Annotated in this window: 27 protein-coding genes and 2 pseudogenes; 4 read left to right on the top strand and 25 right to left on the bottom strand. The window is 55.8% G+C overall.

The window, feature by feature from the left end:
* Window positions 1-116 precede the first annotated feature (116 nt).
* From BEN30_RS03735 to BEN30_RS03765, 7 genes are all read right to left on the bottom strand, one after another.
* Window positions 117-635: a hypothetical protein gene (locus BEN30_RS03735; RefSeq protein ID WP_069957009.1), complete on the bottom strand. Its 519-nt coding sequence runs from the start codon at window positions 633-635 to the stop codon at window positions 117-119.
* A 139-nt stretch (window positions 636-774) separates the two neighbouring features.
* Window positions 775-1,599 carry a PhzF family phenazine biosynthesis protein gene (locus tag BEN30_RS03740; RefSeq protein WP_069957010.1) on the bottom strand — a complete coding sequence of 275 codons (825 nt, stop codon included), beginning with the start codon at window positions 1,597-1,599 and terminating at the stop codon, window positions 775-777.
* A 13-nt stretch (window positions 1,600-1,612) separates the two neighbouring features.
* Window positions 1,613-2,026, bottom strand: coding sequence for a GNAT family N-acetyltransferase (locus BEN30_RS03745; RefSeq protein WP_069957011.1), 414 nt, complete (start codon window positions 2,024-2,026; stop codon window positions 1,613-1,615).
* A gap of 9 nt (window positions 2,027-2,035) precedes the next feature.
* On the bottom strand, window positions 2,036-2,740 hold the full coding sequence (locus BEN30_RS03750; RefSeq protein ID WP_069957012.1) for an alanyl-tRNA editing protein: 705 nt from the start codon (window positions 2,738-2,740) through the stop codon (window positions 2,036-2,038).
* A complete protein-coding gene (locus tag BEN30_RS03755; RefSeq protein WP_211563279.1) occupies window positions 2,737-3,723 on the bottom strand; it encodes a threonine dehydratase in 987 nt (328 codons plus the stop codon). Before BEN30_RS03755 ends, BEN30_RS03750 begins: the two co-directional genes overlap by 4 nt.
* The gene (locus BEN30_RS03760) at window positions 3,720-4,649 is read right to left on the bottom strand and encodes a DMT family transporter (protein ID WP_322091066.1); all 930 of its coding nucleotides are present in this window, start codon (window positions 4,647-4,649) and stop codon (window positions 3,720-3,722) included. Before BEN30_RS03760 ends, BEN30_RS03755 begins: the two co-directional genes overlap by 4 nt.
* Window positions 4,650-4,651: 2 nt before the next feature.
* A complete protein-coding gene (locus BEN30_RS03765; RefSeq protein WP_211563280.1) occupies window positions 4,652-4,915 on the bottom strand; it encodes a DUF1127 domain-containing protein in 264 nt (87 codons plus the stop codon).
* A 79-nt stretch (window positions 4,916-4,994) separates the two neighbouring features.
* On the opposite strand from BEN30_RS03765, the gene BEN30_RS03770 reads away from it, so the two are divergent.
* The gene (locus tag BEN30_RS03770; RefSeq protein WP_069957016.1) at window positions 4,995-6,452 is read left to right on the top strand and encodes an aminotransferase-like domain-containing protein; all 1,458 of its coding nucleotides are present in this window, start codon (window positions 4,995-4,997) and stop codon (window positions 6,450-6,452) included.
* Window positions 6,453-6,458: 6 nt separating this feature from the next.
* Here the strand turns inward: BEN30_RS03770 and thiD are convergent, their stop codons facing one another.
* Complete coding sequence (gene thiD, locus BEN30_RS03775) at window positions 6,459-7,268, bottom strand: bifunctional hydroxymethylpyrimidine kinase/phosphomethylpyrimidine kinase (RefSeq protein ID WP_069957017.1); 810 nt, start codon at window positions 7,266-7,268, stop codon at window positions 6,459-6,461.
* A gap of 2 nt (window positions 7,269-7,270) precedes the next feature.
* Window positions 7,271-8,553: pseudogene (glmM, locus tag BEN30_RS03780) on the bottom strand (phosphoglucosamine mutase).
* Here glmM and BEN30_RS18950 point away from each other — a divergent pair.
* On the top strand, window positions 8,491-8,637 hold the full coding sequence (locus BEN30_RS18950; RefSeq protein ID WP_245648983.1) for a hypothetical protein: 147 nt from the start codon (window positions 8,491-8,493) through the stop codon (window positions 8,635-8,637). The pseudogene glmM and the gene BEN30_RS18950 overlap by 63 nt on opposite strands.
* A 96-nt stretch (window positions 8,638-8,733) precedes the next feature.
* Here BEN30_RS18950 and folP read toward each other — a convergent pair whose 3' ends face one another.
* The 15 genes and pseudogenes from folP to BEN30_RS03855 all read right to left on the bottom strand — a co-directional run bounded on the left by folP (window position 8,734) and on the right by BEN30_RS03855 (window position 22,106).
* The gene (folP, locus tag BEN30_RS03785; RefSeq protein ID WP_069957018.1) at window positions 8,734-9,561 is read right to left on the bottom strand and encodes a dihydropteroate synthase; all 828 of its coding nucleotides are present in this window, start codon (window positions 9,559-9,561) and stop codon (window positions 8,734-8,736) included.
* Window positions 9,562-9,642: 81 nt separating this feature from the next.
* Window positions 9,643-11,597: pseudogene (gene ftsH, locus BEN30_RS03790) on the bottom strand (ATP-dependent zinc metalloprotease FtsH).
* A gap of 152 nt (window positions 11,598-11,749) precedes the next feature.
* Complete coding sequence (gene tilS, locus BEN30_RS03795; RefSeq protein ID WP_084004978.1) at window positions 11,750-12,937, bottom strand: tRNA lysidine(34) synthetase TilS; 1,188 nt, start codon at window positions 12,935-12,937, stop codon at window positions 11,750-11,752.
* Window positions 12,938-12,967: 30 nt separating this feature from the next.
* On the bottom strand, window positions 12,968-13,585 hold the full coding sequence (gene ybgF, locus BEN30_RS03800; RefSeq protein ID WP_069957020.1) for a tol-pal system protein YbgF: 618 nt from the start codon (window positions 13,583-13,585) through the stop codon (window positions 12,968-12,970).
* An 80-nt stretch (window positions 13,586-13,665) separates the two neighbouring features.
* Entirely contained in the window at window positions 13,666-14,163 is a 498-nt protein-coding gene (locus BEN30_RS03805; RefSeq protein ID WP_069957021.1) for a hypothetical protein, read from the bottom strand.
* A 280-nt stretch (window positions 14,164-14,443) separates the two neighbouring features.
* The gene (pal, locus tag BEN30_RS03810; protein WP_069957022.1) at window positions 14,444-14,929 is read right to left on the bottom strand and encodes a peptidoglycan-associated lipoprotein Pal; all 486 of its coding nucleotides are present in this window, start codon (window positions 14,927-14,929) and stop codon (window positions 14,444-14,446) included.
* Between the two features lie 230 nt (window positions 14,930-15,159).
* Window positions 15,160-16,512: a Tol-Pal system beta propeller repeat protein TolB gene (gene tolB, locus BEN30_RS03815; RefSeq protein ID WP_069957023.1), complete on the bottom strand. Its 1,353-nt coding sequence runs from the start codon at window positions 16,510-16,512 to the stop codon at window positions 15,160-15,162.
* The gene (locus BEN30_RS19080; RefSeq protein ID WP_069957024.1) at window positions 16,509-17,423 is read right to left on the bottom strand and encodes an energy transducer TonB; all 915 of its coding nucleotides are present in this window, start codon (window positions 17,421-17,423) and stop codon (window positions 16,509-16,511) included. Before BEN30_RS19080 ends, tolB begins: the two co-directional genes overlap by 4 nt.
* Before the next feature lie 12 nt (window positions 17,424-17,435).
* Window positions 17,436-17,915, bottom strand: a complete 480-nt coding sequence (gene tolR, locus BEN30_RS03825; RefSeq protein ID WP_069957025.1) for a protein TolR — start codon at window positions 17,913-17,915, stop codon at window positions 17,436-17,438.
* A gap of 5 nt (window positions 17,916-17,920) precedes the next feature.
* Complete coding sequence (gene tolQ, locus BEN30_RS03830; protein WP_069957026.1) at window positions 17,921-18,652, bottom strand: protein TolQ; 732 nt, start codon at window positions 18,650-18,652, stop codon at window positions 17,921-17,923.
* A gap of 23 nt (window positions 18,653-18,675) precedes the next feature.
* Entirely contained in the window at window positions 18,676-19,116 is a 441-nt protein-coding gene (ybgC, locus tag BEN30_RS03835; RefSeq protein ID WP_245648977.1) for a tol-pal system-associated acyl-CoA thioesterase, read from the bottom strand.
* On the bottom strand, window positions 19,106-20,167 hold the full coding sequence (gene ruvB, locus BEN30_RS03840) for a Holliday junction branch migration DNA helicase RuvB (RefSeq protein WP_069957090.1): 1,062 nt from the start codon (window positions 20,165-20,167) through the stop codon (window positions 19,106-19,108). The genes ybgC and ruvB overlap by 11 nt, the downstream gene beginning before the upstream one ends.
* 17 nt (window positions 20,168-20,184) lie before the next feature.
* The gene (ruvA, locus tag BEN30_RS03845) at window positions 20,185-20,823 is read right to left on the bottom strand and encodes a Holliday junction branch migration protein RuvA (protein ID WP_069957027.1); all 639 of its coding nucleotides are present in this window, start codon (window positions 20,821-20,823) and stop codon (window positions 20,185-20,187) included.
* Window positions 20,820-21,323 carry a crossover junction endodeoxyribonuclease RuvC gene (ruvC, locus tag BEN30_RS03850; RefSeq protein ID WP_069957028.1) on the bottom strand — a complete coding sequence of 168 codons (504 nt, stop codon included), beginning with the start codon at window positions 21,321-21,323 and terminating at the stop codon, window positions 20,820-20,822. Before ruvC ends, ruvA begins: the two co-directional genes overlap by 4 nt.
* 36 nt (window positions 21,324-21,359) lie before the next feature.
* The gene (locus tag BEN30_RS03855) at window positions 21,360-22,106 is read right to left on the bottom strand and encodes a YebC/PmpR family DNA-binding transcriptional regulator (RefSeq protein ID WP_069957029.1); all 747 of its coding nucleotides are present in this window, start codon (window positions 22,104-22,106) and stop codon (window positions 21,360-21,362) included.
* A 390-nt stretch (window positions 22,107-22,496) separates the two neighbouring features.
* Here BEN30_RS03855 and BEN30_RS03860 point away from each other — a divergent pair, with 390 nt between their 5' ends.
* Window positions 22,497-23,051, top strand: coding sequence for a hypothetical protein (locus BEN30_RS03860; protein WP_139134831.1), 555 nt, complete (start codon window positions 22,497-22,499; stop codon window positions 23,049-23,051).
* Between the two features lie 100 nt (window positions 23,052-23,151).
* Window positions 23,152-24,837 carry a methyl-accepting chemotaxis protein gene (locus BEN30_RS03865; RefSeq protein WP_069957031.1) on the top strand — a complete coding sequence of 562 codons (1,686 nt, stop codon included), beginning with the start codon at window positions 23,152-23,154 and terminating at the stop codon, window positions 24,835-24,837.
* 34 nt (window positions 24,838-24,871) lie between these two features.
* On the opposite strand, the gene BEN30_RS03870 is transcribed toward BEN30_RS03865, so the two are convergent.
* Window positions 24,872-25,093, bottom strand: coding sequence for a hypothetical protein (locus tag BEN30_RS03870; protein WP_069957032.1), 222 nt, complete (start codon window positions 25,091-25,093; stop codon window positions 24,872-24,874).
* Between the last annotated feature and the right edge of the window lie 87 nt (window positions 25,094-25,180).

Raw genomic sequence — 25,180 nt, forward strand, 5'->3', positions numbered from 1 at the left:
GGGCACACAGAATCGCACCGGAATCGTATTCGAATCATTCGAATAACATTACCGTGTGATCCTTAATGGATTCTTTCACAAAATCTAGGGGTGATAATAAAAATTACGCCAGATGGTTACTTTTTCTCGCCGCCCAACAGCTGGTTCATGCGGGATTCGTACTCTTCCATCACCCGGCCACAGCCCTGGGTCTGCGCAAACGGCAAACGCGACATCACGCCGCTGCCCATGGATTTACCCCCTTCAATGACGTAAACCTCACTCACTACATCACGCCCAAAGGCCTTATTCACGTAGGCGGCAATGTCTTTCGCCTGCTTTTTAAGTGCATCAATATCGAGGTTGCGGCGCTTATCGACCGGAGCCGGGTTTTTCATAAAATAATTCAAAATAGCTTCTGAGGCACGGGGCGCACGCTGGCACACAAAGGCCGTATCCTCAGCCTTAGGTACCGTCAAAATCGGTGTCAGGGGGCGAATTTGCGTGGTGTACCCTCCGGGTTTGCTTTGCACACTTGCCATAACGTGTTTGAGCTGAAGGTGCGAATCATCGCCCAGACTGGCCGCCTGTGCCGGTTGAAACACGGCCAAAAGCGTAAAAACAAAGGCGATAAAGGCGGCGGGAACAAGGTGCATTGTCAGTCTCAAAATCAGTTTTAGGCACAAGATCAGCTTAGATATCAAGATTCATACCGCGATTGCGTGCGTTTTTAAACCCTAACCTGGTCAAAAGGATGACATCTCATACCTGAACGCACAATGAACCTCAGCTTTTTTAGGCCCCAGGAAGACAGGCCTCTGCCTTCATGAACAGTACACCATGGCCCGCAATATGCACCCGATCGCCTACCAAACGACAAAAAACGTCACCGCCACGCGCCGATATTTGGCGGGCGCACAAGCTGTCTTTTTTCAGCCTCCGCGCCCAATATGGGGTTAAGACCGTATGAGCGGCCCCGGTGACCGGATCTTCGTTTACCCCAATCTGGGGGGCGAAAAAGCGCGACACAAAATCAAGTCCAGAGCCCGCGTCGCCTTTTGCCGTCACGATCAAGCCGTGGCCGCCCAATTGCATCACCGCGCCAAAATTGGGCCTGAGATTTTGCAAAATGTCCGCAGACCCCACAACGGCCAACATCATACCGTTGGGGGCACGGCCATAATCCAAGGCCGGACCGCCCAAGATATGCACCAATGCATCGGGATGCAGGGCCGGTGTCGGTTTGGAAGCGGGAAAATCCATGCTGATCAAACCGTCTTCACCCCGGCTCACCGTGAGCACGCCTACTTTTTGCGTTGAAAACGTCAAGACGTCTTTGTCCACGCCCCGTTCGTTGAACAACACCCACGCCGTCGCCAACGTAGCATGACCACACAAGTCCACTTCAAGCTTGGGCGTAAACCAACGCAAACCGTAATCGGCCTCACCTAAGGCATCGGGCACAACAAAGGCGGTTTCGGACAAATTGTTTTCCGCCGCCAGATTTTGCATCACGTCGTCCGCCAACCACGTTTCGGTCGGACAAACGGCCGCAGGGTTGCCAGCAAAGAGTGCCTTGGAAAAGGCATCGACTTGATAAAGGGGAATCCTTGTGCTCATTGATCACGTCTCCTCACGCATCCGGCCAGGGCCGCTTGAGGCCAAAACAATTGTTAAAACGATCCAACCCGGCGGAGGGGTAATAGCTCATGGCTTTGGGAGCCGACAGCAAGAGAAACGTCGTTTCCTGGCCAACTTCTTCCCGGCACCTTTTCATCAACTGGGTGCCGATGCCTTGACCTTGAAAGGCCACGTCCACGGCCAAGTCGGACAGGTAGCAGCAATAACAAAAATCCGTAACGCAGCGCGCAACGCCGACGATTTTTTGACCATCGCGCGCGGTAACAATCAGATCCGCCCCGTCGAGCATCTTTTGAAGGCGTTGAAGGTCCTTGACCGGGCGGCGTTCCGCCAAGGTCGAGGTTTGGAGAACAGCGAGAAAATCTTCGATGCCCAGGTCGGGCTCTACGGCATATATAACGGTCATAGAGCCCCCTTAAGCGTCGAACACGATATTGATGCGGCGGTTTTGCTTGCCTTTGTTTTCAATTTTACCAATGCGCAACGCCCCGATTTCGCCCGTGGATTTGACGTGGGTTCCGCCGCACGGTTGAAGGTCGATATCAACAATATCGATGATGCGGATGCGCCCCGAGCCACGCGGCGGCTGCACCGACATGGAGCGCACCAAGTCCGGTTGGGCATCCAGTTCCGCATCGCTGATCCAGCTTTGAAGCACTGGGTGATCTTCCGCGATCAGCTTATTCAGCCCCGATTCCAAAAGCTCTTTGTCGGGGCTTTCGGGGATGTTGAAATCGATGCGGCTTTTATCAGTTCCCACTTGGGCGCCAGTGATCTGCCCGTCAACCAGCGCACATAACAAATGAAGGGCCGTGTGCATACGCATGTGCTGGTGGCGCCGATCCCAGTCCAACTCGACATTCACCTTGTCGCCAACACCGGGAAGCGGAGAACCGTCAGCGGGCACATGCAAGATGACACCCGGACCGTCGCCTTTGAGCGTATCGGTGATGGCCACGTCGCCTGCGCTGGTGTGCAGAATGGCGATGTCGCCGGGCTGACCGCCTGCGGACGGATAACAGACAGTGCGATCCAGTTCGATGCCCGCGTCAGATACCGCCACCACCTGAGCGTCACATGATTTGAGGTAAGCGTCCTCGCGAAACAGTTCTTCGGTCATGCACCGTCTCCTATCCTTTTCAACACTTCGGCATAAGTATCTCTGTCGGCATTGCCACCCGATAAGATCAGGCCGATTTTGCGCCCCACTTGCAGGTCTTTTTCTTTTAGCAAGCCCGCCAACGGCGTCGCCGCCGCTCCTTCACACAGGTTGTGAGTATCGGTGAAGTAAACGCCCATGGCTTCCATAATCTGATCGTCGCTGACCCGGATCACGCGCGCGGCGCCGTTTTTGATGATCTCAAAAGCTTCTGGACTGGGCACCCGACACGCCACGCCGTCGGCGATGGTTTCGGCTTTTTCGGTGGACACCACTTCGCCCTTTTCAAACGACAACGCGTAAGCGGGCGCCCCTTCGGCCACCACGCCGATGATTTCGGTTTTCAGCCCCAGGGCATCGCGCACCGTAATCAGGCCGCAAATGCCAGACCCCATGCCGATGGGCACATAGATGGCGTCCAGGTTTCCCGCTTGTTCAAAGAATTCCAACGCATACGTCGCAACGCCCCGCAACAAAGGCTTTTCGAACGGCCCAATCATAAACAGTCCGCGTTCTTCGGCCAACTTTTGGGTGTATTCCAAGGCCGCCTGAAAATCGACGCCGTGCACAATCAGCTCGGCCCCCAGCGCTTGAATGGAGCGGTTTTTATCCGGGCTGTTGCCTTCGGGCACCACGATGACCGCTTGCAAACCCAATCTTTTCGCGGCAAATGCCAGGCTTTGACCGTGGTTGCCACGGGTCGCCGAAATGACCCCTTTTAAGTCCGGCTGGGTGGCTTTCAGACCTGTCAAATACACCAAACCGCCGCGCACTTTAAAGGCACCGACCGGGGTGTGGTTTTCATGTTTAATCCACACGGTGCACCCGGTGCGCTGGCTGAGCAGCGGCCATGAAAAGGATTCGGTCGGTCTCATGTGACGGTACACAATGGCCCGCGAGGCTTCCAATTCCATAATGGTCGCATTGAGCGTACCGGACTTCATAAGCTGTTCCCTTTCGGTTTGTTATTTTGGTTCTGGGTCACCAAAGCAACGCCAACGACGGTGACGGCCATCCCCGCAATCGCCAGCGGTGCCAAAGTTTCATCAAACAATATCCACGCCAGCACCGCCGTCACCGCCGGGGTCAGATAAAACAAGCTTGCCACCTTAGACGCCGCACCGCGACGGATCAAAATATATAACAACGATATGGCACCGATGGACAGCACCACCACCAACCAGCCCAGGGCGAAGATCAACTCCCCACTCCACTGAATGTCGCCGCTTTCAAACAGCCACGCCAACACCGCCATGGGCACGGCAGCCACGGCGTATTGCACGGCGGAGCCGGTGCGCAAGTCCATGCCACCACCATGGCGCTTTTGATAAATCGTGCCGCCGGTGATGCCAAATAGCGCCGCAACGGCAAACCCCGTCGCCTGCAAACCCGTTTGATCAAAGTGCAGCTTTTCGCCCAACACCAAGGCCACGCCCAACAAGCCAAGGGCCAGGCCCAGCCATTGACGGGGAGTAACTTTCTCGCCCAAAAACGGCCCTGCGCCGACGGCTGTCAGCAGCGGTTGCAAGCCCACGATCAACGCCGCGACGCCTGCGGGCAAGCCGGCGTGGATGGACGAAAACACCCCGCCCAAATAAATGCCGTGGACCAACAAACCGACGATTCCCAAGCGCATAAATTCAGCCCACGTGGACGGCCACGGGGCGCGCAACACAAAAGCCGCCGCCACCAAGATCACGGTGAGGATGAGGAAGCGGAGCAGCAGAAAGGTAAACGGCTCCACGTAGGGCAGGCCTAATTTCGCCCCCAAAAAGCCCGTGCTCCACAGCATCACAAACACGCCGGGCATCATCAACAGCGCCCAAGACGATGTTGATGATGGCCTCAGTGGCGTCTGTGCTTCAGTCACGTTCAATCCATCCAGAACGGTTTGCCTGCTTCTCGAAGAGCTTGCTCCGCGCTTAATCCAATGTCACGCAACAAACGTTCATCCATTTCGGCCAATTGACGGCGCGAACGCACACGTTGGTTCCAGACGCGAAGACGAGCCACGGCGCGGGTCAGCTCTAAAACCAAAAGGTTTTTGCCGTCACTCAGCCAACTCTGCCAGGAAAGGGGCAGAGAAGACGACAATCCGGCATCGGACATTGTATCGATACAATTGTGTCTACTCATGGGTCTTTCCCCGTCTAAAATTAAGGACAATTCCTAAATACGCTTGACACAATAGGGCGTCAATGTGATTACTGTCACCATGACAATGTATACACCAAGCATAGAAGGCCGTCACGGCCCCAAATATAGGGTCATTGCCGATGCCGTCAGCGATGACATTCGCAGCAAAACCCTCTTGCCCGGCACAAAGCTGCCCACGCATAGGGATTTGGCCTACCGTTTGGGCGTGACTGTGGGCACCATCACGCGGGCCTATGCGGAACTCCAGCGGCGTAATGTGGCGGGCGGCAAAGTCGGCAGCGGCACCTACGTGTTGGGGTCTGCACATGAACAACGCCTCTTCCCCATGCCGCTCGACATTCAGCAACACATCATGAGCCGCAACAACAACACCATTGCGCATGAACCCGTCAAAGACGGCACCATTGATTTGTCCATGAATCGCCCATCGCCAGGACCGGAAACCGCCGCCTTGGCAGATACCTTGGCTGAACTGTCTAAGGCTGATGGGCTTGAGGTTCTCACCCTGTACAACCCCGCCCCCGGCATTCCTCACCATCGCACGGCCATGGCACATTTGATGTCCACTGTCGGGCTGGACGTTGAAGCCGATGACGTGGTGATGACCAGCGGCGCGCAGCACGCCATGGCGGCGTGCGCCTTGGGCCTTTTAAAACCGGGTGACGTCATCTTGACGGAAAATTTGACCTATCCCGGTATGACGTCTTTGGCATCGCATTTAAGCGCCCGCGTGCGGCCCGTGGCGATGGATGAATTGGGCATGCGTCCCGATGCCTTCGAAGCCGCCATTCGCGAAACCGGTGCACGGGCGGCCTACATCATGCCGGTCCACCAAAACCCCACCACCGCGGTGATGGACTTGGACCGCTTGCAAGCCATCGCCGAGATCGCCAAACGCCACGACTTGATCATCATCGAAGACGATGTGTACGGCTTTCAGCCCGAGCAACGCCACCCGCCGCTGGCCCAGTTTGCCCCCGACAACACCATCTACATCAGCGGCTTTGCCAAAAGCCTGTCGCCGGGACTGCGGGTTGGTTTCATGAAGTGTCCCAAATCGTTGTATCCCATTCTCACCCGCGCTGTGCAAATCACCGGATGGATGATTCCGCCCTTGATGGGGGAAATCGCCACCCGCTGGGTGAACAGCGGTGTCGCCCAAGAAATCATCACTTGGCATAGACATGAAATGATCGCGCGCAATGCAATCGCGGCTGAAATTTTCCAAGGTTTCGATTTTGCCGCCAAGCCCACAAGCCTGCACATGTGGCTTGACCTGCCGCCGGAACACTATGCCGACGATACCTTGCGAGAGCTGAACACCCGCGGCGTCATTATGGCCGGTCCCGAATCGTTCATCACCACCCAACCCACCGTACCACGTGCTTTGCGCTTGTGTTTAGGCTCCGCACCCACCCGTGAGCTGATGCGCATCGCCCTAACCCATGTGCGCGATGTGTTGTCGGCCTATCCGGTACAAGCGCAATCCGCGTCAGCAGACAGTATGGTTATGTAGGGATGATTATTTGACGGTGTGGGCGTGGTTCAAGGGTCCATGCCCTACCCCATACCCCGGCGCGCTGACAATGGCTTGATGAACATAGGCGCGGGCGCGCAGAACCGCTTTGACCAAATCCAGGCCTTGCGCCAACCCACACGCAATCGCCGACGCCAGCGTGCACCCGGTTCCGTGGGTATCTTTGGTTTCAATCCAGTGGCTTTGAAACACCTCGGCGTGAAATCCATCGCGCCACAAAAGATCCGTCACCATGTCATTGTTTGCAAGGTCGCGAGACAAATGCCCGCCCTTGATCAAAGAGGCCTTGGCCCCCATGCGCGCCAACTTATCGCCGACCGGGCCGAAGTCTGAAACGGCCGTTATGGTCTTCCCGGTCAGGGCTTCGGCCTCGGGCACGTTGGGGGTGAGCAAGGTTGCACGGGGCAAAAGACGGTCTTTCAACGCCTGCACCGCTTCTTCTTGCAACAACGCATGCCCCCCCTTGGCCACCATCACCGGATCAAGAACCAAAGGGATCGCCTCGCCCCAGGCCTCAAGCGCATCGGCCACGGCATGGATCACGTCGGCACGATGCAGCATACCGATTTTGATGGCGTCAGCGCCCAGGTCGCTCAGCACCACCTCGATTTGCTGGGTGATAAATTCAGTCGGCACCGCGTGGACACCGTGAACGCCCAAGGTGTTTTGCGCCGTAAGCGCGGTAATGGCCGTCATCGCAAAACCGTTTAACGCGGTGACGGTTTTGATGTCGGCTTGAATGCCCGCACCGCCGCCACTGTCTGAACCGGCAATGATCAGTACCCGCCCGTGCATGCTCAGGACACCGCTGCTGCGCTGATCAATTCAACCAACTCATCAACGACATCGGACACCAAGGCATCGTCTTCGCCTTCCGCCATCACCCGAATCAACGGCTCTGTCCCCGATTTACGGATCAACACCCGCCCGCTCCCTTGCAAACGTTTTTCGGCATCTTGGATGGCCTTTTCTACGCCGGGCTGGTCAAGCGGTGACGCACCTTGATAGCGCACATTTTTTAAGACTTGAGGGAACGGGTCGAACAAGCGACAGGCTACCGACGCCGGTTTGTCCGAGCTGATGAGCACCGCCAAAACTTGCAAAGCCGCCATCAAGCCATCGCCCGTGGTGGCGTAATCGCCCAACACGATATGCCCCGATTGCTCGCCCCCGACATTGCAACCGGAACGGCGCATTTCTTCGACCACATAACGATCACCAACCAGGGTCCGCGTCAGGCCAATGCCCTTGCCCAGCAAATATTTCTCCAGGCCCAAGTTTGACATCACGGTTGCCACCACGGCACCACCCGTCAAAAGCCCCTTTGTATTCCAGTCCGATGCGATCAAACCCATCAATTGATCGCCGTCCACCAACTGGCCTTTTTCGTCCGCAATCAAGACCCGGTCCGCATCGCCATCCAAGGCAATGCCAATGTCCGCACCATGGGTGACAACGGCACTTTGCATGGTGTCGGTTGAGGTCGAACCGCAACCGTCGTTAATGTTGAAGCCGTTGGGTGAAACACCGATTTTAATCACCTCGGCGCCCAGCTCCCACAACACTTCAGGGGCCACTTTGTAAGCCGCGCCGTTGGCGCAATCGATGACGATTTTAAGACCTTCCAAAGACGCACCCTTGGGGAAAGTCTGTTTGACATATTCCGTATAGCGTCCCACCACGTCGTCCAGGCGTTTGGCGCGCCCCAGCATGGAAGCATCGGCCAGATCCGGGGCCATATCGGTGACGAGGCGGGCTTCGATGTCGGCCTCAACCTCATCTGATAGCTTAAAGCCATCTGGACCAAAAAACTTAATGCCGTTGTCTTGATAGGGGTTNGCGAGGCGGAGATCATGACCCCGAAATCCGCGCGCAACGAACGAGTCAGCATCGCCACCGCCGGAGTCGGCACCGGGCCTGCCAGCACCACATCCATGCCGCACGACAAAAAACCGGAGGTCAACGCATTTTCGATCATATAACCGGACAAACGTGTGTCCTTGCCAATCACCACCCGATGGCGATGATCACCGCGCTTAAAATGCAACGCCGCCGCTTGGCCAACCATCAAGGCGGTCATGGCGGTCATGGGATGAATGTTGGCGGTGCCGCGAATGCCGTCGGTGCCGAAAAGCTTACGTGTCATGGTGTCATCTATGGCTAAGAATCAAAAAAAGGAATCAAAGAAAGGAATCGGATTTTAAATCAAGTGCCCTTAAATGGGGGTAAATTTTCATTACCGTTCTTTTCAGGTTAAATGTTAATGCACTCGGGCTATGGCGGTGTAGACATCCAAAGCCTGTTTGGTTTCAGCGACGTCGTGAACGCGCATGATGTTTACGCCCTGCTCAATCCCCCACAGCGCCGTTGCGATGGACCCGGCCAGGCGTTTCTTGGCCACGGCTTCACCAGAAATCTCGCCGATAAAGCGTTTGCGCGACACCCCCAACACCATCGCCATGTCCAAATGACGATAGGCGTCCAGGTTTTTCAGAATTTGCAGATTGTGGGCGGTGGTTTTGCCAAAGCCGATACCGGGATCAAGCGCCAAACGCGAACGCTCAATGCCCGCGGCTTCGCAGACTTGCACCCGTTCGGTCAAATACGCCAGCACTTCCCGGGGGGCGTCGTCGTACTCGGGCGCCGTTTGCATGGTGCCCGGCGTGCCTTGCATGTGCATCAAAATAATGGCTGCCGTTGAGCGTGCCGCAACGTCTAAAGAGCGCGCATCCCCCGTCAGCGCGGTGACGTCATTGATGATTTCTGCGCCCGCCGCCAGGGCCGCTTCCATCACCAGGGCGTGGCGAGTATCGATGGACACACACGCGCCTGCCTCACACAATCGGCTGATGACTGGAACGGTACGGCGGATTTCTTCGTCAAGGCTGACGGGCTCAGCGCCGGGGCGGGTGCTTTCACCGCCCACGTCGATGATGTCGGCACCATCGCGCATCAAGTTGAGCCCCCGCTCCACCGCGTCATCGAGGCTAAACGCATCGCCGCCATCGGAAAAGCTGTCGGGAGTCGCATTAACGATGCCCATGATCAACGGGCGGTCCAACGCAAACCCTGCAAATACTTTGGTCATGATCCCCCTTAAAGCACAAAGCCCCGCCTGATGATCACAGCGCGTGATCGAGACGGGGCTTTGTCGCTGTCTTTTTAAGTCCTAGCCTTCCGGCTGCGGAGCGGCCCCGATGCCGCCAGAAGAGGCATCCTTCTTTTCTTTTGCCGCACCCTTGCCAGACGTCGGCACAGAGGCTTTGCGCCCACCGTCCGACGGCGTATCGTCCGGATCGGGACGATGGATGGCGATCCCATTGACCAATCCATTGACCTCTTCGCCGGACAAGGTTTCGTATTCCAACAAAGCCTGAGCGACCGTTTCCAGTTGATCTTTATGATCGGTCAAAATCTGCCGAGCGCGGCCTTCGGCCTCGTCGATCAATGCGCGCACTTCTTCGTCAATCAAATTGGCGGTTTTTTCGGACACGTTCTTGTGCTGCGTCACGCTGTGACCCAGGAAGATTTCTTCGTCGTTATCGGAATAGCGCAGCGGTCCCAACTTTTCGGAAAAACCAAACTCGGTCACCATGCGGCGCGCCATGCCAGTGGCCTGTTGGATGTCATTGCCGGCCCCGGTGGTGATGTTGTCCACGCCGAAGATCAATTCTTCCGCAATTCGACCACCAAACATCATCGCCAGTTTGGATTTCAACTGCACGCGAGAGAACGTGTATTGATCGCGTTCCGGCAGACTCATGGTCACACCCAACGCACGACCGCGCGGAATGATGGTGACCTTGTGCAAGGGATCGGATTTGGGCATGTGAATACCGACCAAGGCATGACCCGCCTCATGATATGCGGTCAGCTTCTTTTCGTCATCCGTCATCACCATGGAGCGACGTTCGGTGCCCATCATAACTTTGTCTTTAGCGGCTTCGAAATCGGCCATGGTCACGACTCGCTTGCCGGAACGAGCTGCCAGCAAGGCGGCTTCGTTCACCAAGTTGGCCAAGTCAGCGCCGGAAAATCCGGGTGTGCCGCGGGCAATGGTGCGCGCCACAACGTCGGGAGCCAACGGCACCTTCGCCATATGCACTTTGAGAATTTTCTCACGGCCCAAAATATCGGGATTGGGCACGGTGACCTGACGATCGAAACGACCGGGACGCAACAGCGCCGGGTCCAACACATCGGGACGGTTGGTGGCCGCGATCAAGATCACGCCTTCGTTGGATTCAAAACCATCCATTTCGACCAGCAACTGGTTCAAAGTCTGTTCGCGTTCATCATTGCCGCCGCCCAGGCCTGCGCCACGATGGCGACCCACAGCGTCAATTTCATCGATAAAGATGATGCACGGCGCGTTCTTCTTGCCCTGTTCGAACATGTCGCGCACACGTGATGCACCGACACCAACAAACATTTCAACAAAATCGGAACCTGAAATGGTGAAGAATGGCACATTGGCTTCACCCGCGATGGCTCTCGCCAACAGGGTTTTACCCGTGCCCGGAGGGCCCACCAAGAGGCAGCCCTTGGGGATCTTGCCGCCAAGACGTTGGAATTTTTGAGGGTCTTTCAGGAAGTCGACGACTTCTTCTAGTTCTTGCTTGGCCTCATCAATGCCCGCGACATCTTCAAACGTCACCCGGCCTGTTTTTCGGTCAGCAATTTGGCCTTGGATTTGCCAAAGCCCATGGCTTTGCCACCGGCACCGCCCTGCATCTGCTTGAACAAGAAAATCCACACCCCGATCAAGATCAAGAACGGGAACCAAGACACCAACATACCCATCAGCGAGAACTGGCCGTCTTCGGACGGAGCCGCCTTGATACGCACACCGGCCTTGGTCAAGGTCGAAACCAACGCAGGATCGTCCGGGGCGTAACTGGTGAATGCGCGCCCGTCGGACATCATGCCCGTCACCGCCGTACCCGTTTTTCCGGACTTAATGGTGACTTCACGAACTTCGCCGCTGGCGACAGAGTCCAAAAGGTCCGAATACGTGAGGGAGGTCTGGTTGGCCTGTTGTTGCGAGCCTTGAAATAAATTAAACAAGGCAAACAGCAAAAAGCCGATGATGACCCAGAACACGATGTTTCTGCTAAAATTCAAGGTCGGTTCCTTACCTGATGCTCATACGAGCGAAATCTTTGTAAAAATCACAACGACGAGGCCACTATAGCACGATAAAAGCCACATTCGACTAAGATCACACCAATTACGACCGAACAGTTGGCTCAATCTTTAAAAAGCCCGCACAACGCTTACTCAAGCCTCTGCGCCGTGGCTTTCAACGCTCCTTGGATGTAAGACGTTTGCCCGCTGGGGGCAAGGGCGGTTTCGCAATTAATTACCGCTTTTTGATGGTTTTTAGCGCTGGTGCGAGGGCCTTCCGCTGAGACCCTAAAGCCCGCCGCCCCATTTTGGACGGTACGGCGCACCTCGCACCCCGCCAATGTTCGGGCGGGATCTGTTTTCACACTGCCCTTGTGACGCGCCATCCAGCCCAGCAAACGGGTCATTTTGTCCGGGCTTGGGCCATAACGCCCACCGCCCACCTCTGCCAACAGTCGCGCCAATGCAAGGCTCTGCACGGCTAGGGGAGCCGCCAAAAAGGGTTTTGCCGCAATCCGTTTTACGCAATCACCCGACACGCTTGTGCTCATCACGTCTTCAGCCGCCCTTTCCAAGACATCCCGCACCCGAGCAATGGCCCTGGCCGCCCCGGCCAAGCGGGCCGCTGAAACGCCTTCTCCTTCAAGGTGCGCCAACAAGTGACGCGTGCGCACCCGTTCAAAGGCGAGATTCGCGTTAGACGGGTCTTCTATCCATTCTTGGCCCTGAGCGCGCAAGGTTTCACGCAATTGGGCTTTGGACACCGCCAACAGCGGACGCACAATCTGAACACTGCCCCCCGTCTCACCGGACACATGAAGGGGCACATGACGCACCCGCGCCATGCCCGCCAAGCCCAACAAGCCGGAGCCTTTTTTCAATCGCATCAGGACCGTTTCGGCCTGGTCTTCTTGGTGATGAGCCAGCAAAAGGTGGCGAATGCCGTGGCCCGTGCACCACTGGGTCATCAATGCATAGCGCGCATCGCGGGCGCGTTCCTGCACGCGGCTGTGCACGACCGCACCGTCTGTCCAGGGGAGGATATGGTGTTCCAGACCCCAGGCGTTCAACCATGCGCCAACCTGCTGGGCCTCCGTATCTGAGCCTTTGCGCAAGCCATGATCAACCGTTAAGGCAATGACTTTGACGGCGTTTTCCTGGCCCCAGTGATGGGTCAGTAAAGACAAAGCCAGACTGTCGGCACCTCCGGAAACCGCCACGCAGATTTGACGGGGGTTAGCAAGGGCGGGCGTTTCGAACGAGAGACCACACGCCGCCATCAGCCGAGCAAACGCTTCTGGCTCAAGTCCTAAGAACTGATGTGGGCCGTCTGGCATCCGTTCCTCAATGCGCGATTGAGCGCGCCGTTATTGGCATTTGAGACGCTTGGTTTCGCGGTTAAGGGCTTTTTCGATGCTCGGTTTTAAGTCCGTATATTCTTTACGCAACTTGCCGAACGTCGCACAGGCCTCTTCGGGTTTGTCCAAGCTCGCCATGGCCATGCCCAGTTTCAACAGACTATCGGGCGCTTTGGAGCCATCGGGCGCGGTTTTATAGGCTTGGAAAAATGTCTGTGCCGCATCCATATAATTGTTGCGCACATAGTACGTTTCGCCCAGCCAATAGCGCGCATTGCCCACCAGAGGATCGGTGCCATGTGCGCCAATAAATTCTTTCAGCGCGGCCTCGGCTTCGTCATAACGCGCTTGGCTCATCAGTCCAAAAGCATATTGATAGCGTTCGCGCGGCGTGCCGGCAGGCAACACGGAACCGGCCACAGCGGGTGGCGTCGCGGCGTCCAGTGTTTTCGGCGTCGAAGACGCTGCGGCCCCGGCCCCAGCCCCTCCAGAATCGGCCTCACCATCTGGCTCAACCACCTGTTCGAGTTTGTTTTTGGAAACACTGCCCAAAGTGCTGATCGCTGATTTGGGTGGCGTATAGACACCGTTTTTATCCACCGTGCCCCGTTCGCGTGAGGCGCTCATCTCCGTTGGCGGAGGCATTTCCCCAACTTTGGATACGCCGCCAATGGACGGGGCCGTGGAAACACCAGGCCGCGTTGGCTCTAAGCCACCCAGAGCGGGTTGCCCCCCGCAGGCTGTGTACCTTCCAAACGACTAAAGCGCGCATTCAGGCCCTGAACCAAGGTATCTAGGCGTTCCGTCAGTTGATCGATGCGATAAGACATGGATTCCGCCTGCCCGGTGGCTTGACGAACTTCGCCTTCCAGGGCCGACAACCGCACGGTGAAGCGCGACAAAGCGCCTTCGTTCGGGTTGAAGTCCAGGGCGGAGGCATTTTGTGATGCTGCGGCTGATTGATCACTCGTTTGCGAGGCAGATTGGGGTGTTCGGGCGATCTGGCGGTTCAAGGTGCGGATATCGCGCTCAAGTCGCTCCATACGATCCAACAAAATTTGCATGTCCGTGCTTTGTGCCCAAACCGGCGTCACGGGCCAAGCAAGGGCTGCCAACAGCACCGCCCCGACAAGGCTCCGTTGTGTCATGTGGAGGGAAAGGGTGTCCCAAAGAGAGCGAGAAAAGCGAAAACCATATGCGATCATGCGGGCAATCCGATTGTTGTATCTTATGCGTTCAAATTGACAAAAGCCGTGCCTTTATAGTGCTATGGGCACAAAAGTCTACGCCACAAGGCCACAAGCGAGGTCATGGGCGTGATCATGGGCGGCATTTTCGGCGAAATTAGGGCACAAAAAGCAAGGGCTCAAAGAGAAGGGGCGCCCGCCCATACCCGGACATACCGGATCGGACAGACACCCCAACACTTACTTAAACACCCGACAGGTTCGCACTCATAAAATTGAATGCAAAATTGCCGTTGGCTTATTTAACAACCGTAACGGAACGGCGGTTTTGAGCCCATGCCGCTTCGGTGGATGCAGGGTCAACCGGACGTTCTTTACCATAAGAAATGGTAGAGATACGCGTTGACGGTACATTCAACGTCATCAGGTAATCAGCAGCGGCATTTGCGCGACGATCACCCAGTGCAAGGTTGTATTCACGTGTGCCGCGTTCGTCACAGTGACCTTCGATGGTCACGTTAACGTTGCTGTTGGCAAGCATCCACGCAGCTTGTTTTTGCAATGTCGCACGTGCTTCTGCCGTCAATTCATAACGATCGAAAGCAAAGAACACACGGTCACCGACATTGACCCTTAAGTCATCGGCAGAACCCGGCATGATTTTCGGCTGAGAAGTCGTAGCTGAACCATCGCCGGACGTCGAAGCCGTTTCAGAAGTCGGAGCGGTGCCGCAAGCAGCGACCACGCCCGCAACGGCAATCAGGCTCACAATTTTGAAACGCATTGGTATCTCCCATTCATTGGAGTGCCCTTTAAAAAGGGCGGAGGTGATATGTTGAACACTCAATATGCGCCGTTTCCGGCACACAACGAGCATTCATGTACGGTTATCCAAGACATACTGGCTCTTGGTGGACCATTCGCTGATCCATGACTGTATCTATGGTTAATCCTTAACTCATTCGTAACTGACCACTGGAATTATTAACTTTTTCCATATGGGACTATATGCCGTTAGTTGTTGTGAATCAAGGGGGACCATGCTGGATCGGATGCATCTTCTGGTGTTATGACTTCGCGTTCGTTGTGTCCGGTAATATCGATGGAGTAAATACGCGTTTTTCCGCCCCGTCCATACTGGTCGCTGGGGTCTTGGCGAAAGAACATCAAGACCCGCCCATTGGGTGCCCACGTGGGCGCTTCAACCAAGAATCCCTTGGTTATCAGCCGTTCTCCGGCCCCGTCGGGACGCATCACGCCGATATAAAACTCACCGTTATAGATCCGGGTAAAGGCGATCAAGTCGCCGCGCGGCGACCACACCGGGGTGGCGTATCGGCCCTTTTGAAAACTGATACGGGTGGGATCCGCCCCACTGGACGACATCACATACAACTGCTGCGACCCCGAACGGTCCGAGTTAAACACCACTTTTTTTCCATCCGGTGCCATGGAAGGCGACGTATCGATGGCAGAATGGTTGGTCAATTGACGCACCGAACGGGTGGCCAAATCCATGACGTAAATTTCTGAATTGCCCGCTTTGGACATGGAAAAGATGACCGACTTTCCATCCGGGGAGAAACGCGGCGCAAAGGTCATGCCCGGAAAATCACCTAAAATTTCATGACGGCCGCTGTCGATGTTGAAGATGTAAACCCGCGGCACGCCCTTAAAATAGGACAAATAGGTGATTTCTTGCAGAGTCGGTGAAAACCGAGGGGTCAAAACCAGGTCTGTGCCGGTTGTCAAAAACTGATGGCGTTCGCCGTCTTGATCCATAATCGCCAAACGTTTGACGCGTTTGGTTTTGGGCCCGGCTTCCGCGATATAGACAATACGGGTATCAAAATAGCCGCTTTCGCCGGTGATGCGTTTGTATATGGCATCCGAGACGATGTGCGCGACACTGCGCCAATTGCTGGGAATGGTGAAATACGCCAAGCCCACCATTTGCTTTTCTGCCAACACGTCCCACAGGCGAAATTCAACCCGCAAACGCCCATCCACGGTCATTTCGACCCGTCCTTGCACCAACGCCTGGGCGCTGATGATGCGCCAATCGCCAAAACGCGGCAGTACGTTCAAACTGGCCACATCTTGAATGAAGGCTTTTGGATCGATGGGACGAAACAATCCAGAGCGTTCCAAATCCGCCGCGATGACGCTCGCAATGTTGGCGCCGAATTTCTTTTCCCCTTGGCCTTCGCCATAAAAATCCGTGACCGCCAAAGGCATCGGTTCAGCCACCCCGCGGGTGATGTCGATTTCCAACTCGGCGCGCGCCTCAACAGCGACGAAAATCGTCGCCAAAAACGCAAGTGCGCAGGCAGAACAGGCAAAACGGGCAAAAAATCTATGTGTCATAAACCGAGCATATCCCTAGGATCAAAGGTGAGCTTCATATTTTTCCAACGGTCGAACTTTTCAAGAGGCAGTCTAAACGGTTGGCAGCGAGGGTCCAGTGTTGCGCGCAAAGCACTTTCGGCCATGGTGCGGTAAAACGGGTCACTGCCCATCCGCGCTTGGTCCAAAATACGCGCCTGCTGCACGGTACCGTCGGGATTCATCGCCAAACGAATAGAAATAATCATGGTTTGAGCATCTTTCGCCCCGGCCGGCATATTCCAACACCGCTGGATCTGCTGGCGGACCAAATCGATTTCGCTGATGGTCATTTCCGGGCCGACATCGGTGCGCGCTTTATCGCTTTCCAAAGCATTTTCCATCATCGACGCAAAATCACGTTTGGGTTTGGCCTTGTCGTCTTCTTTCTTGTCCTCGCGCGGCGCAGTCTTCAGCTCTTCCAGCGTTTTCAGCACCGACGCAAACTGATCGGGCGCTTTGGGCTTGCGCGGTGGAATGGGCGTGGGGGCACGTTTTTTACTTTCGACTTTTTTCGGCTCTTCCTTTGGTTCCGGTTTGGGCTTGGCCTCTTTTTTCGGTTTGGGCTCCGGGTTGACGATCAAAGCGGCCTTTTCTTCCACCGGTTCGGGCACGGGTTCCGGTGCCGGCGGCTGTTCGACCGAGCCTTTCGGCGCGGGTGGCGGTGAGGGCGTCGTGGGCGTCGGTTCCGGCTCGGCCTTCACCTCTTCCTTTTTCGGTTCCGGTTTTTTCGGTTTGGTCGGCAAATTGGTTGCGTCGCTAACCGTTACGATTTCCACCGTAATGGGAATATCTTTGAAGTCGTCCCGGGTGTGAAACGACGGCAAGCCAACGTAAGCCATGACCACCAAGGCCACGTGAAACAAAACCGAAAAGGTGACATTGCGAAACAAGTCGAGCTGCCCCTATTTCTTTTTCTTTTGCGCGGTTGGTTTCGGCGTGGCCGAACCATGCTGTTGGGTGGTGATCAGCGCCACCTTGGAAAAGCCCGCCGCGTTGAGAACCCCCATCACCTGCATGACGCTGCCGTAATCGACATTGGCATCCCCACGAACAAAGATTCGCACCTCGGGATTGTTGTTGGAAATGGCCTGCAAGCGCGGCACCACGGCGTCCAGTTCCATTTGCGTGTCTTGGACGTAGACATTGCCGTCTTTGTCGATGCTGACCGCCAACGGCTCATCCGAGCCTGCAATGGCTTTGGCTTTGGTTTTGGGCAGATCCACCTGTACGCCTACGGTCAACAGCGGCGCGGTGACCATGAATATCACCAGCAAGACCAGCATCACGTCCACCATCGGCGTGACGTTGATGTCCGCCATCGGCGGGCGACGTTTCGCGTGACCGAAGGTGTGACGTTTGGAGCCTTGAAGCATTCCAGCCATGAACGTTAGCCCTTATCTTCCATTTGGCGCGATAAAATGGCCGAAAACTCGACCGCAAAACCATCCAAACGGCTGGTGTAGCGTTCCAAATCACGCGACAGCTTGTTGTAGGCCAACACCGCCGGAATGGCCGCAAGCAGACCCAGAGCCGTGGCGAACAGCGCCTCCGCAATACCCGGTGCCACCACCGCCAAGGAGGTATTTTTAGACACCGCAATGGACTGGAACGAATTCATGATGCCCCACACCGTGCCGAACAACCCAACGAACGGCGCGGTTGAGCCCGTGGACGCCAAAAACGTCATGTAGCGTTCGACCCGTTCCATTTCGCGCGAGACGGTGATGTGCATGACGCGCTCGATCCGCTCCGCCAAGGACGTACTGGCCAGGCTGGATTTCACATGGCCTTTTTCAGTGGCGCGGCGCCATTCGCGCATGGCCGACACAAACACGGCCCCCATGGGGTCCTTTGGCTGGTTACCGATGGCGTCATATATGACGTCGAGACTTTGCCCAGACCAAAAGTTTTTTTCAAAGCTGTTGGCCTGACGATTCAGTTTTTTCAGACTGGTCATTTTTTCAAAGATGATCGCCCAGCACCAAACTGAAGCCACCACCAGCATCAATATGACGCTCTTGACCACCCAATCCGCTCGTAAAAACAACGACATCATGGAAAAATCGGGGGCGCCAACAGACCCGCCAAGGGTCACTGCATCGATAACACTGCCTTCCATAGTTTGGTCCCAGTCCTCTTAGATCAATTGGAGTTTTCGAAGGTTCGCAGAAGATTGCGGGTTTTTTCGGGCAATCTTTGCGCGCCACCAGATAATTTCATACAGCCGATTTTGATGCGTATGCGCACCAACACCTCGTCACCACGCATAACCAACTGAACGCCGTCGATCGACGCCCCGCCGACTTTAGTCAGAGACAAATGAATTTCGAGTAAATCATCGAGCTTGGCAGGCGATAAATATTCCGCTTCCACCTTGCGCACGACCAGAGCAATTTCGTCCTGTTCTTGCAAAGTTGAATTTTCGATGCCCAGATGACGCAGCATTTCCGAGCGCGCGCGCTCGGCGAATTTCAGGTAATTGGCGTAATAAACCACCCCGCCCGCATCCGTGTCTTCGTAATAGACTCGCACCGGAAAGATGAACGTGGTGCCTTCTACGCGTCCCGCCATATCAGCCGACATCCGCATCATCCTCAAGGAGGTTCAATTGGCTGACGACTTTGGGGGCTTTCAGACCCAAATGATTATAGGCCTGGGCGGTCAACATCCGGCCACGCGGACTGCGCATCAAAAAACCTTGCTGGATCAAATAGGGTTCGATCACGTCTTCGATGGTGTCGCGCTGTTCGGACAAGGCGGCGGCCAAGGTTTCCACCCCCACCGGACCACCGCCGTAGTTGTCGGCGATGCACGACAGATAGCGCCGATCCATATTGTCGAGCCCGGCTTTGTCCACATCCAAGCGCTGCAACGCGCCATCGGCGGCCACCGCATCCACGACCGCGCGTCCGGCGACTGTGGCGAAATCACGCACTCGACGCAACAAACGCCCGGCGACCCGCGGTGTTCCCCGTGAACGTTTGGCAATTTCCATCGCCCCGTCTTCGGTCATTTCGATGCCCAGCAACTGGGCACCGCGCTGCACGATGCCGACCAGTTCTTCTGGTGAATAAAATTGCAGCCGCAACGGAATGCCAAAGCGATCGCGCAGCGGCGTCGAGATCAAACCCGAGCGGGTGGTGGCCCCGATCAGCGTGAACGGCGGCAGGTCGATACGCACCGAGCGTGCGGCAGGGCCTTCGCCGATGATCAGATCCAGCTGAAAGTCTTCCATGGCCGGATAAAGAATTTCTTCAACCACCGGATTGAGGCGATGAATTTCATCAATGAACAACACATCGCGGGGCTGCAAATTGGTCAAAATCGCGGCCAAATCGCCAGCTTTGGCCACCACCGGGCCGGACGTGGCGCGAAACCCCACCCCCAGCTCCCGCGACACAATCTGCGCCAAGGTGGTTTTACCCAAACCGGGCGGACCGTAAAACAAGGTGTGATCCATGGATTCAGCGCGTTCCCGCGCCGCCTGGATAAACACCGCCAGATTTTCACGGACTTTGTGTTGGCCGACGAATTCTTCCAGTGACGTTGGGCGCAGGGCGTAATCCGCGCCATCGCGCGCGCCCGCTTCGGGGGCTAATAGGCGCCCATCTTCGTCGCGTTCGCCGTCGTACATCAGATCTTCATCATCGCTCATCGGCCGTGATCCTTAGGTCCCAACTCGGCCAAGCCGCCTTTGATCAAGACTTCAACGCCCGCGCCCTCGCCCGCTTTCGACGCCGCATGACTGACGGCGGTGAGCGCATCGGACGGTGAGTAGCCCAGATTTACCAGCGCCGATACCGCATCGCGCAGGGCATCACTGGTCGCGCCGCTGGGCGCGGAAACGGAAGCTTTTACCCCTTTGAGGCCCGCACCCGCGCCCAAGGCCAGAGCTGCGACTTTGTCTTTGAGCTCGGTGACGATGCGCCCGGCCAGTTTAGGACCGACACCGTTGGCGCGCCCCACTTGGGCTTTATCCTGGGCAGCGATGGCATGGGTCAGTTCATCGGACGACAGCACCGACAAAATCGCCAGCGCTACCTTTGCGCCCACCCCTTGCACGGTGGTCAGCAACTTGAACCATTCGCGCTCACCGGTATCGACAAAGCCATACAGGTGGATGTGGTCTTCACGCACATGGGTTTCGATGTGCACCGTCGCCGCTTCGCCAACGCCCAATCGACCCAGGGTGCGCGCCGAGCAAAACACCAAATAACCAACGCCGTTGACGTCGACAATGGCCCAGCCATCACCCACTTCTTCAATGAGGCCTTTCAGCAGAGCAATCATCGCCCGCCCCCCGCTGCGTTGATGCGCGATTGGGTTTCCGTGAGGTGGGCATGACAAATCGCCACCGCCAAGGCATCCGCCGCGTCCGGCCCGCCGCCGCCCGAACCGGGCAGCAAGGTTTTAACCATCATCTGGACTTGTTCCTTGGCTGCATGGCCTGCGCCCACAACGCTTTTTTTCACCATGTTGGGGGTGTATTCCCCCACCGCCAAGCCAAGACGCGCCGGAACCAACAACGCAATGCCGCGCGCTTGACCCAACTTTAAAGTGGACGTTGGGTTTTTGTTGACGAAGGTTTCTTCGACTGCGGCTTGTTCCGGTTTCCACAATTCAATCACCCGAACCAAGCCGTCGTGCAGTTCCATCAAACGATCCGCCAGCGCCGCCTTTGGGCTGGACGTGATGGTGCCTTCGGCGACGAAGCTCAAACGATTGTCCCGCGCATCAATGACGCCCCAACCGGTGCGTTGCAATCCCGGATCGATGCCGATGATGCGCATGCGTCTTCGTTCCCCTTCAAACAACCCTTCAGAGCCTCAAGCGCTCAACTTTGCCAGAACCTCATCGGACACGGCAAAATTGGACGATACGCTCTGCACATCATCGTTGTCTTCCAGCACGTCGATCAGTTTGAACATGGTGGAAGCCGCTTGCTCGTCCAAATCGGTGGTCATGTTGGGCTTCCAGTCCAAACGCGCTTCCAGCGGATCGCCGAACTTTTCCACCAAGGCATCGCGGACAGCGGCAAAATCGTCGGGTGCGGTGCTGATGGCATGGCTTTCATCGTCCGATTCCACGTCCGCCGCACCGGCTTCAAGGGCGACTTCAAACATGGTGTCGGCGTCGGCGACGGACAGCGCGTATTCAAGGTAGCCTCGGCGTTCAAACATAAAGCCGACCGAACCCGTTTCGCCCAAATTTCCACCATGCTTGGTGAAGGTTGAACGAACTTCAGACGCGGTGCGGTTGCGGTTATCGGTCAACGCTTCGACGATCACCGCCACACCGTTCGGGCCATAGCCTTCGTAACGCACCTCTTCATAGTTTTCACCGTCGCCGCCTTCGGCCTTTTTGATGGCGCGATCAATGTTGTCTTTGGGCATATTGACCGCACGCGCGGCCAATATGGCACCGCGCAAGCGCGGGTTCATCGCGGGGTCCGGCATGCCCATTTTTGCCGCAACAAAAATTTCACGGGCATGCTTTGCAAAAACCTTGGCACGCTTTTGATCCTGCGCGCCCTTGCGGTGCATGATGTTCTTAAACTGGGAATGGCCTGCCATGACTGAATGCCTTAGAAGCTGTTGGATAAAGATGTGGCGAATCTCACCCGTCTTATATAGCACATGGGTGAGGAACAAACGTTAGCGGACTTTCTAAGGCTCTCGGCGGCGAAGAGCAAGTCACCCGTGGCAAAAAGCCACACCAGGACTGACAGATTTACGACGGAACGGGCCACAACAATTCAACACATGAGATTTGTCATTACAGCCTTGAAAATCTTTGCTATATGTATATGACATATGGATTATATTGGAATTGTTTTTAAGTGCGCGAAGTACGGCGCACTTGAAGATAACAAAAGACATCCGGAACGGGGAGTTCACGGTTGTCCACAAGGCACATAAATGGGCGCCAAACCTAAAGTGCCTTGGGGTTAAATGGGGGAATTCATGCTCAAACGATTCATCATCGTTTCGCTTGCCATCGTCACCAGCTTGGCAAGCGGGATATCCAGTGCCGCCGAACAGGACGCAGGTCCGGTTGGTCAATCCGACACCATCCGATTGACAACAAACAATCTTTCCCGTGTTTGGCAAAACATCAATGAAATCATTTTGGTTTTGTCCGCCAACATTGCCCTTGAAGACGAATGGATCCAAGGGCTGCGCGATTTAAAGCCCAATCCCAGCGTGGACACATCCGTTGGACCCAAAGGGGCCATGACCGCGTTTCGCAAAAAGCTGGACGTTCTTTTAACATCCAACGACCTTGCCCCCACCCCATCACCTTCGAGTGATGCTGATGACATCAGCGCCTTGTATGTGGATTCCGGCATGTTGCTGGACAACTTGGTCTATTACCTGATCCATTCAGACACCTTGGCCAGTGTATCCATTTATTACGGCGGCGAAGACATTCACGGCGCGACCGACAAAGATGTGTTGGCCGAAATTGACTTAGCCAGCCAACGCCTAGATGCCCTGATCAGCGAAAGTGGGCTTTAGTCCTAACCCTTTCATTGCTGCCCCCCCTGCGCACTAGGGGCCCCCATCCTTAGCCCACTGTGCAGTCAAAACGAACCTCTAGCCCAAGAGCGCCAGACAGATGAGCCATCTTAAAATCAGCACCATCGGCATGATCATATCCGTATTTCTTGCCCTATCCGCCGTCGCGATTGTCGCCAGTTCTCTCGCCACCTCCAATCAAGTCGGACAAGCCGGCGGAGCCTGGCAAGCATTCGAGGCAGGGCCATCACGCAAAAGCGCATATCTCAGCGCCGTCAACAAGGCGCTTGGTTTTGGCGGCATGCTGCATCAATACAAGGATTATCTGCTGGGCAAAGACCGGCAGCAAATTGTTCAATTCAATGTCAAAATTCGCGAAATTCGCGTTGCATTGGATGCTTATGAAGCCGTCGGCGTAAACCCAACCGAACAAAAAGCCTTGCTCGACATTCTCGGCGTCATCAAGGCTTATGGGGCGGCCATGGACAAAACCGAACAGATGGTGAAAAACAGTTTCCAAGCCGACGAAATCGCCCGCGCCATCATCATTGACGACAGCCCGGCCATCCACGGCATGGACACCTTAGTTGCCGAGATCGATAAGTCACGCACCACCAGCGCCCGGGTGGTGAATTCCGCCGTTTCTCAAGCCAGTTTTCTTGCCGAAACATCGTCGATCGTCGTCGGCATTGTGTTGCTGGCCTTGCTGGCGGCGATGGTTTGGTTCACCCGTTGGCGTCTTGGCGCACCCTTAAAATTGCTCAGCGAAACCATGTGCCAACTGGCCAAAGGCGACACCGGCGTTGACGTTCCCGCCCATGGCCGACGCGACGAAATCGGTGAAATGGCGCGGACCGTCCAGGTCTTTAAAGACAGTATGATCCACAACGAAAAAATGGCCGATGAACAACACACCGAAACCCAACAAAAAGAACAGCGTCGCTTAGCCTTGGAAGCCGTTGCCCAAACGTTTGAAAACAACATCTCTAACGTTCTGGTTGAACTCTCCAAGATGTCGACTTCATTGGAAGACACCTCCTCTTCCATGAGCACCATTGTCAATGACGCTTCCAGCAAGGCCTCAACCATCACCTTGTCGGCACAACAAGCCTCTTCCAATGTGCAGACGGTGGCCAGCGCCGCAGAACAGCTTTCCAGCTCCATTTCTGAAATCGCCCACCAAGTGTCTCAATCCACCGAGATTGCCTCAACCGCTGTCATCGAGGTCTCTCATGCCAACGACAAGGTTATGGGGCTGGCCAATGCGGCACGTAAAATCGGCGAAGTGGTGGCGCTGATCACCGACATCGCCGACCAGACCAATTTGCTGGCGCTGAACGCCACCATTGAGGCCGCGCGAGCGGGCGATGCGGGTAAAGGTTTTGCCGTGGTGGCGTCGGAGGTTAAAAACTTGGCCAACCAAACCACCAAAGCAACCGAAGAGATCACCACGCAAATCACCGGCATCCAAAGTGCCACCGATGAAGCCGTGCACGCCATTGAATCCATCGGCGGCACCATCAACACCATCAATGAATTCACCTCCGCCATTGCTGCGGCCGTTGAAGAGCAAGGTGCGGCCACCCAAGAAATTGCCCGCAATGTTGAATTGGCGGCAGAACGCACAACAACCGTCACCTCCGATATTTCAGACGTCAACGCCAGCGTGACCGAAACCGGCCACGCCGCCAAACAGGTGCAGCAAGCCGTGCACGCGCTGGGCGGACAATCCAATGAGCTGAAAAATGTGGTGCAAGGCTTCCTCAACGACGTCAAGGCGGCTTAGAGAGAAGCTGCTAAAGATAGAAAGATGTCTGCAATTAGGACAGGTAAGCGACGCTGATTTTGATCGCTTTTTCGATATCAGCCAAGCGCGCCAGCAACGGTTCAACCGCCGGGCATCGGCACCCACAATTGCGCGGATCGTCATAGTTTAAAGCGATCTGTTTTTGTTGCGGATCGGTGCATGACATGCACAAATCATATGAAATTTCCGTACTCAGTTGAAGGCGCAAAAAGTCCAAGGTTTCTAAATTCGCCATGCCAACGTCCCTTATGCCAGTAGACCTGCTTGCAACAAAACCGTAACGCCGATTTTGCACATAAATAGCACAAAAATAATTTTAGAG

Source organism: Magnetovibrio blakemorei, assembly GCF_001746755.1.
Lineage (GTDB): Bacteria > Pseudomonadota > Alphaproteobacteria > Rhodospirillales > Magnetovibrionaceae > Magnetovibrio > Magnetovibrio blakemorei.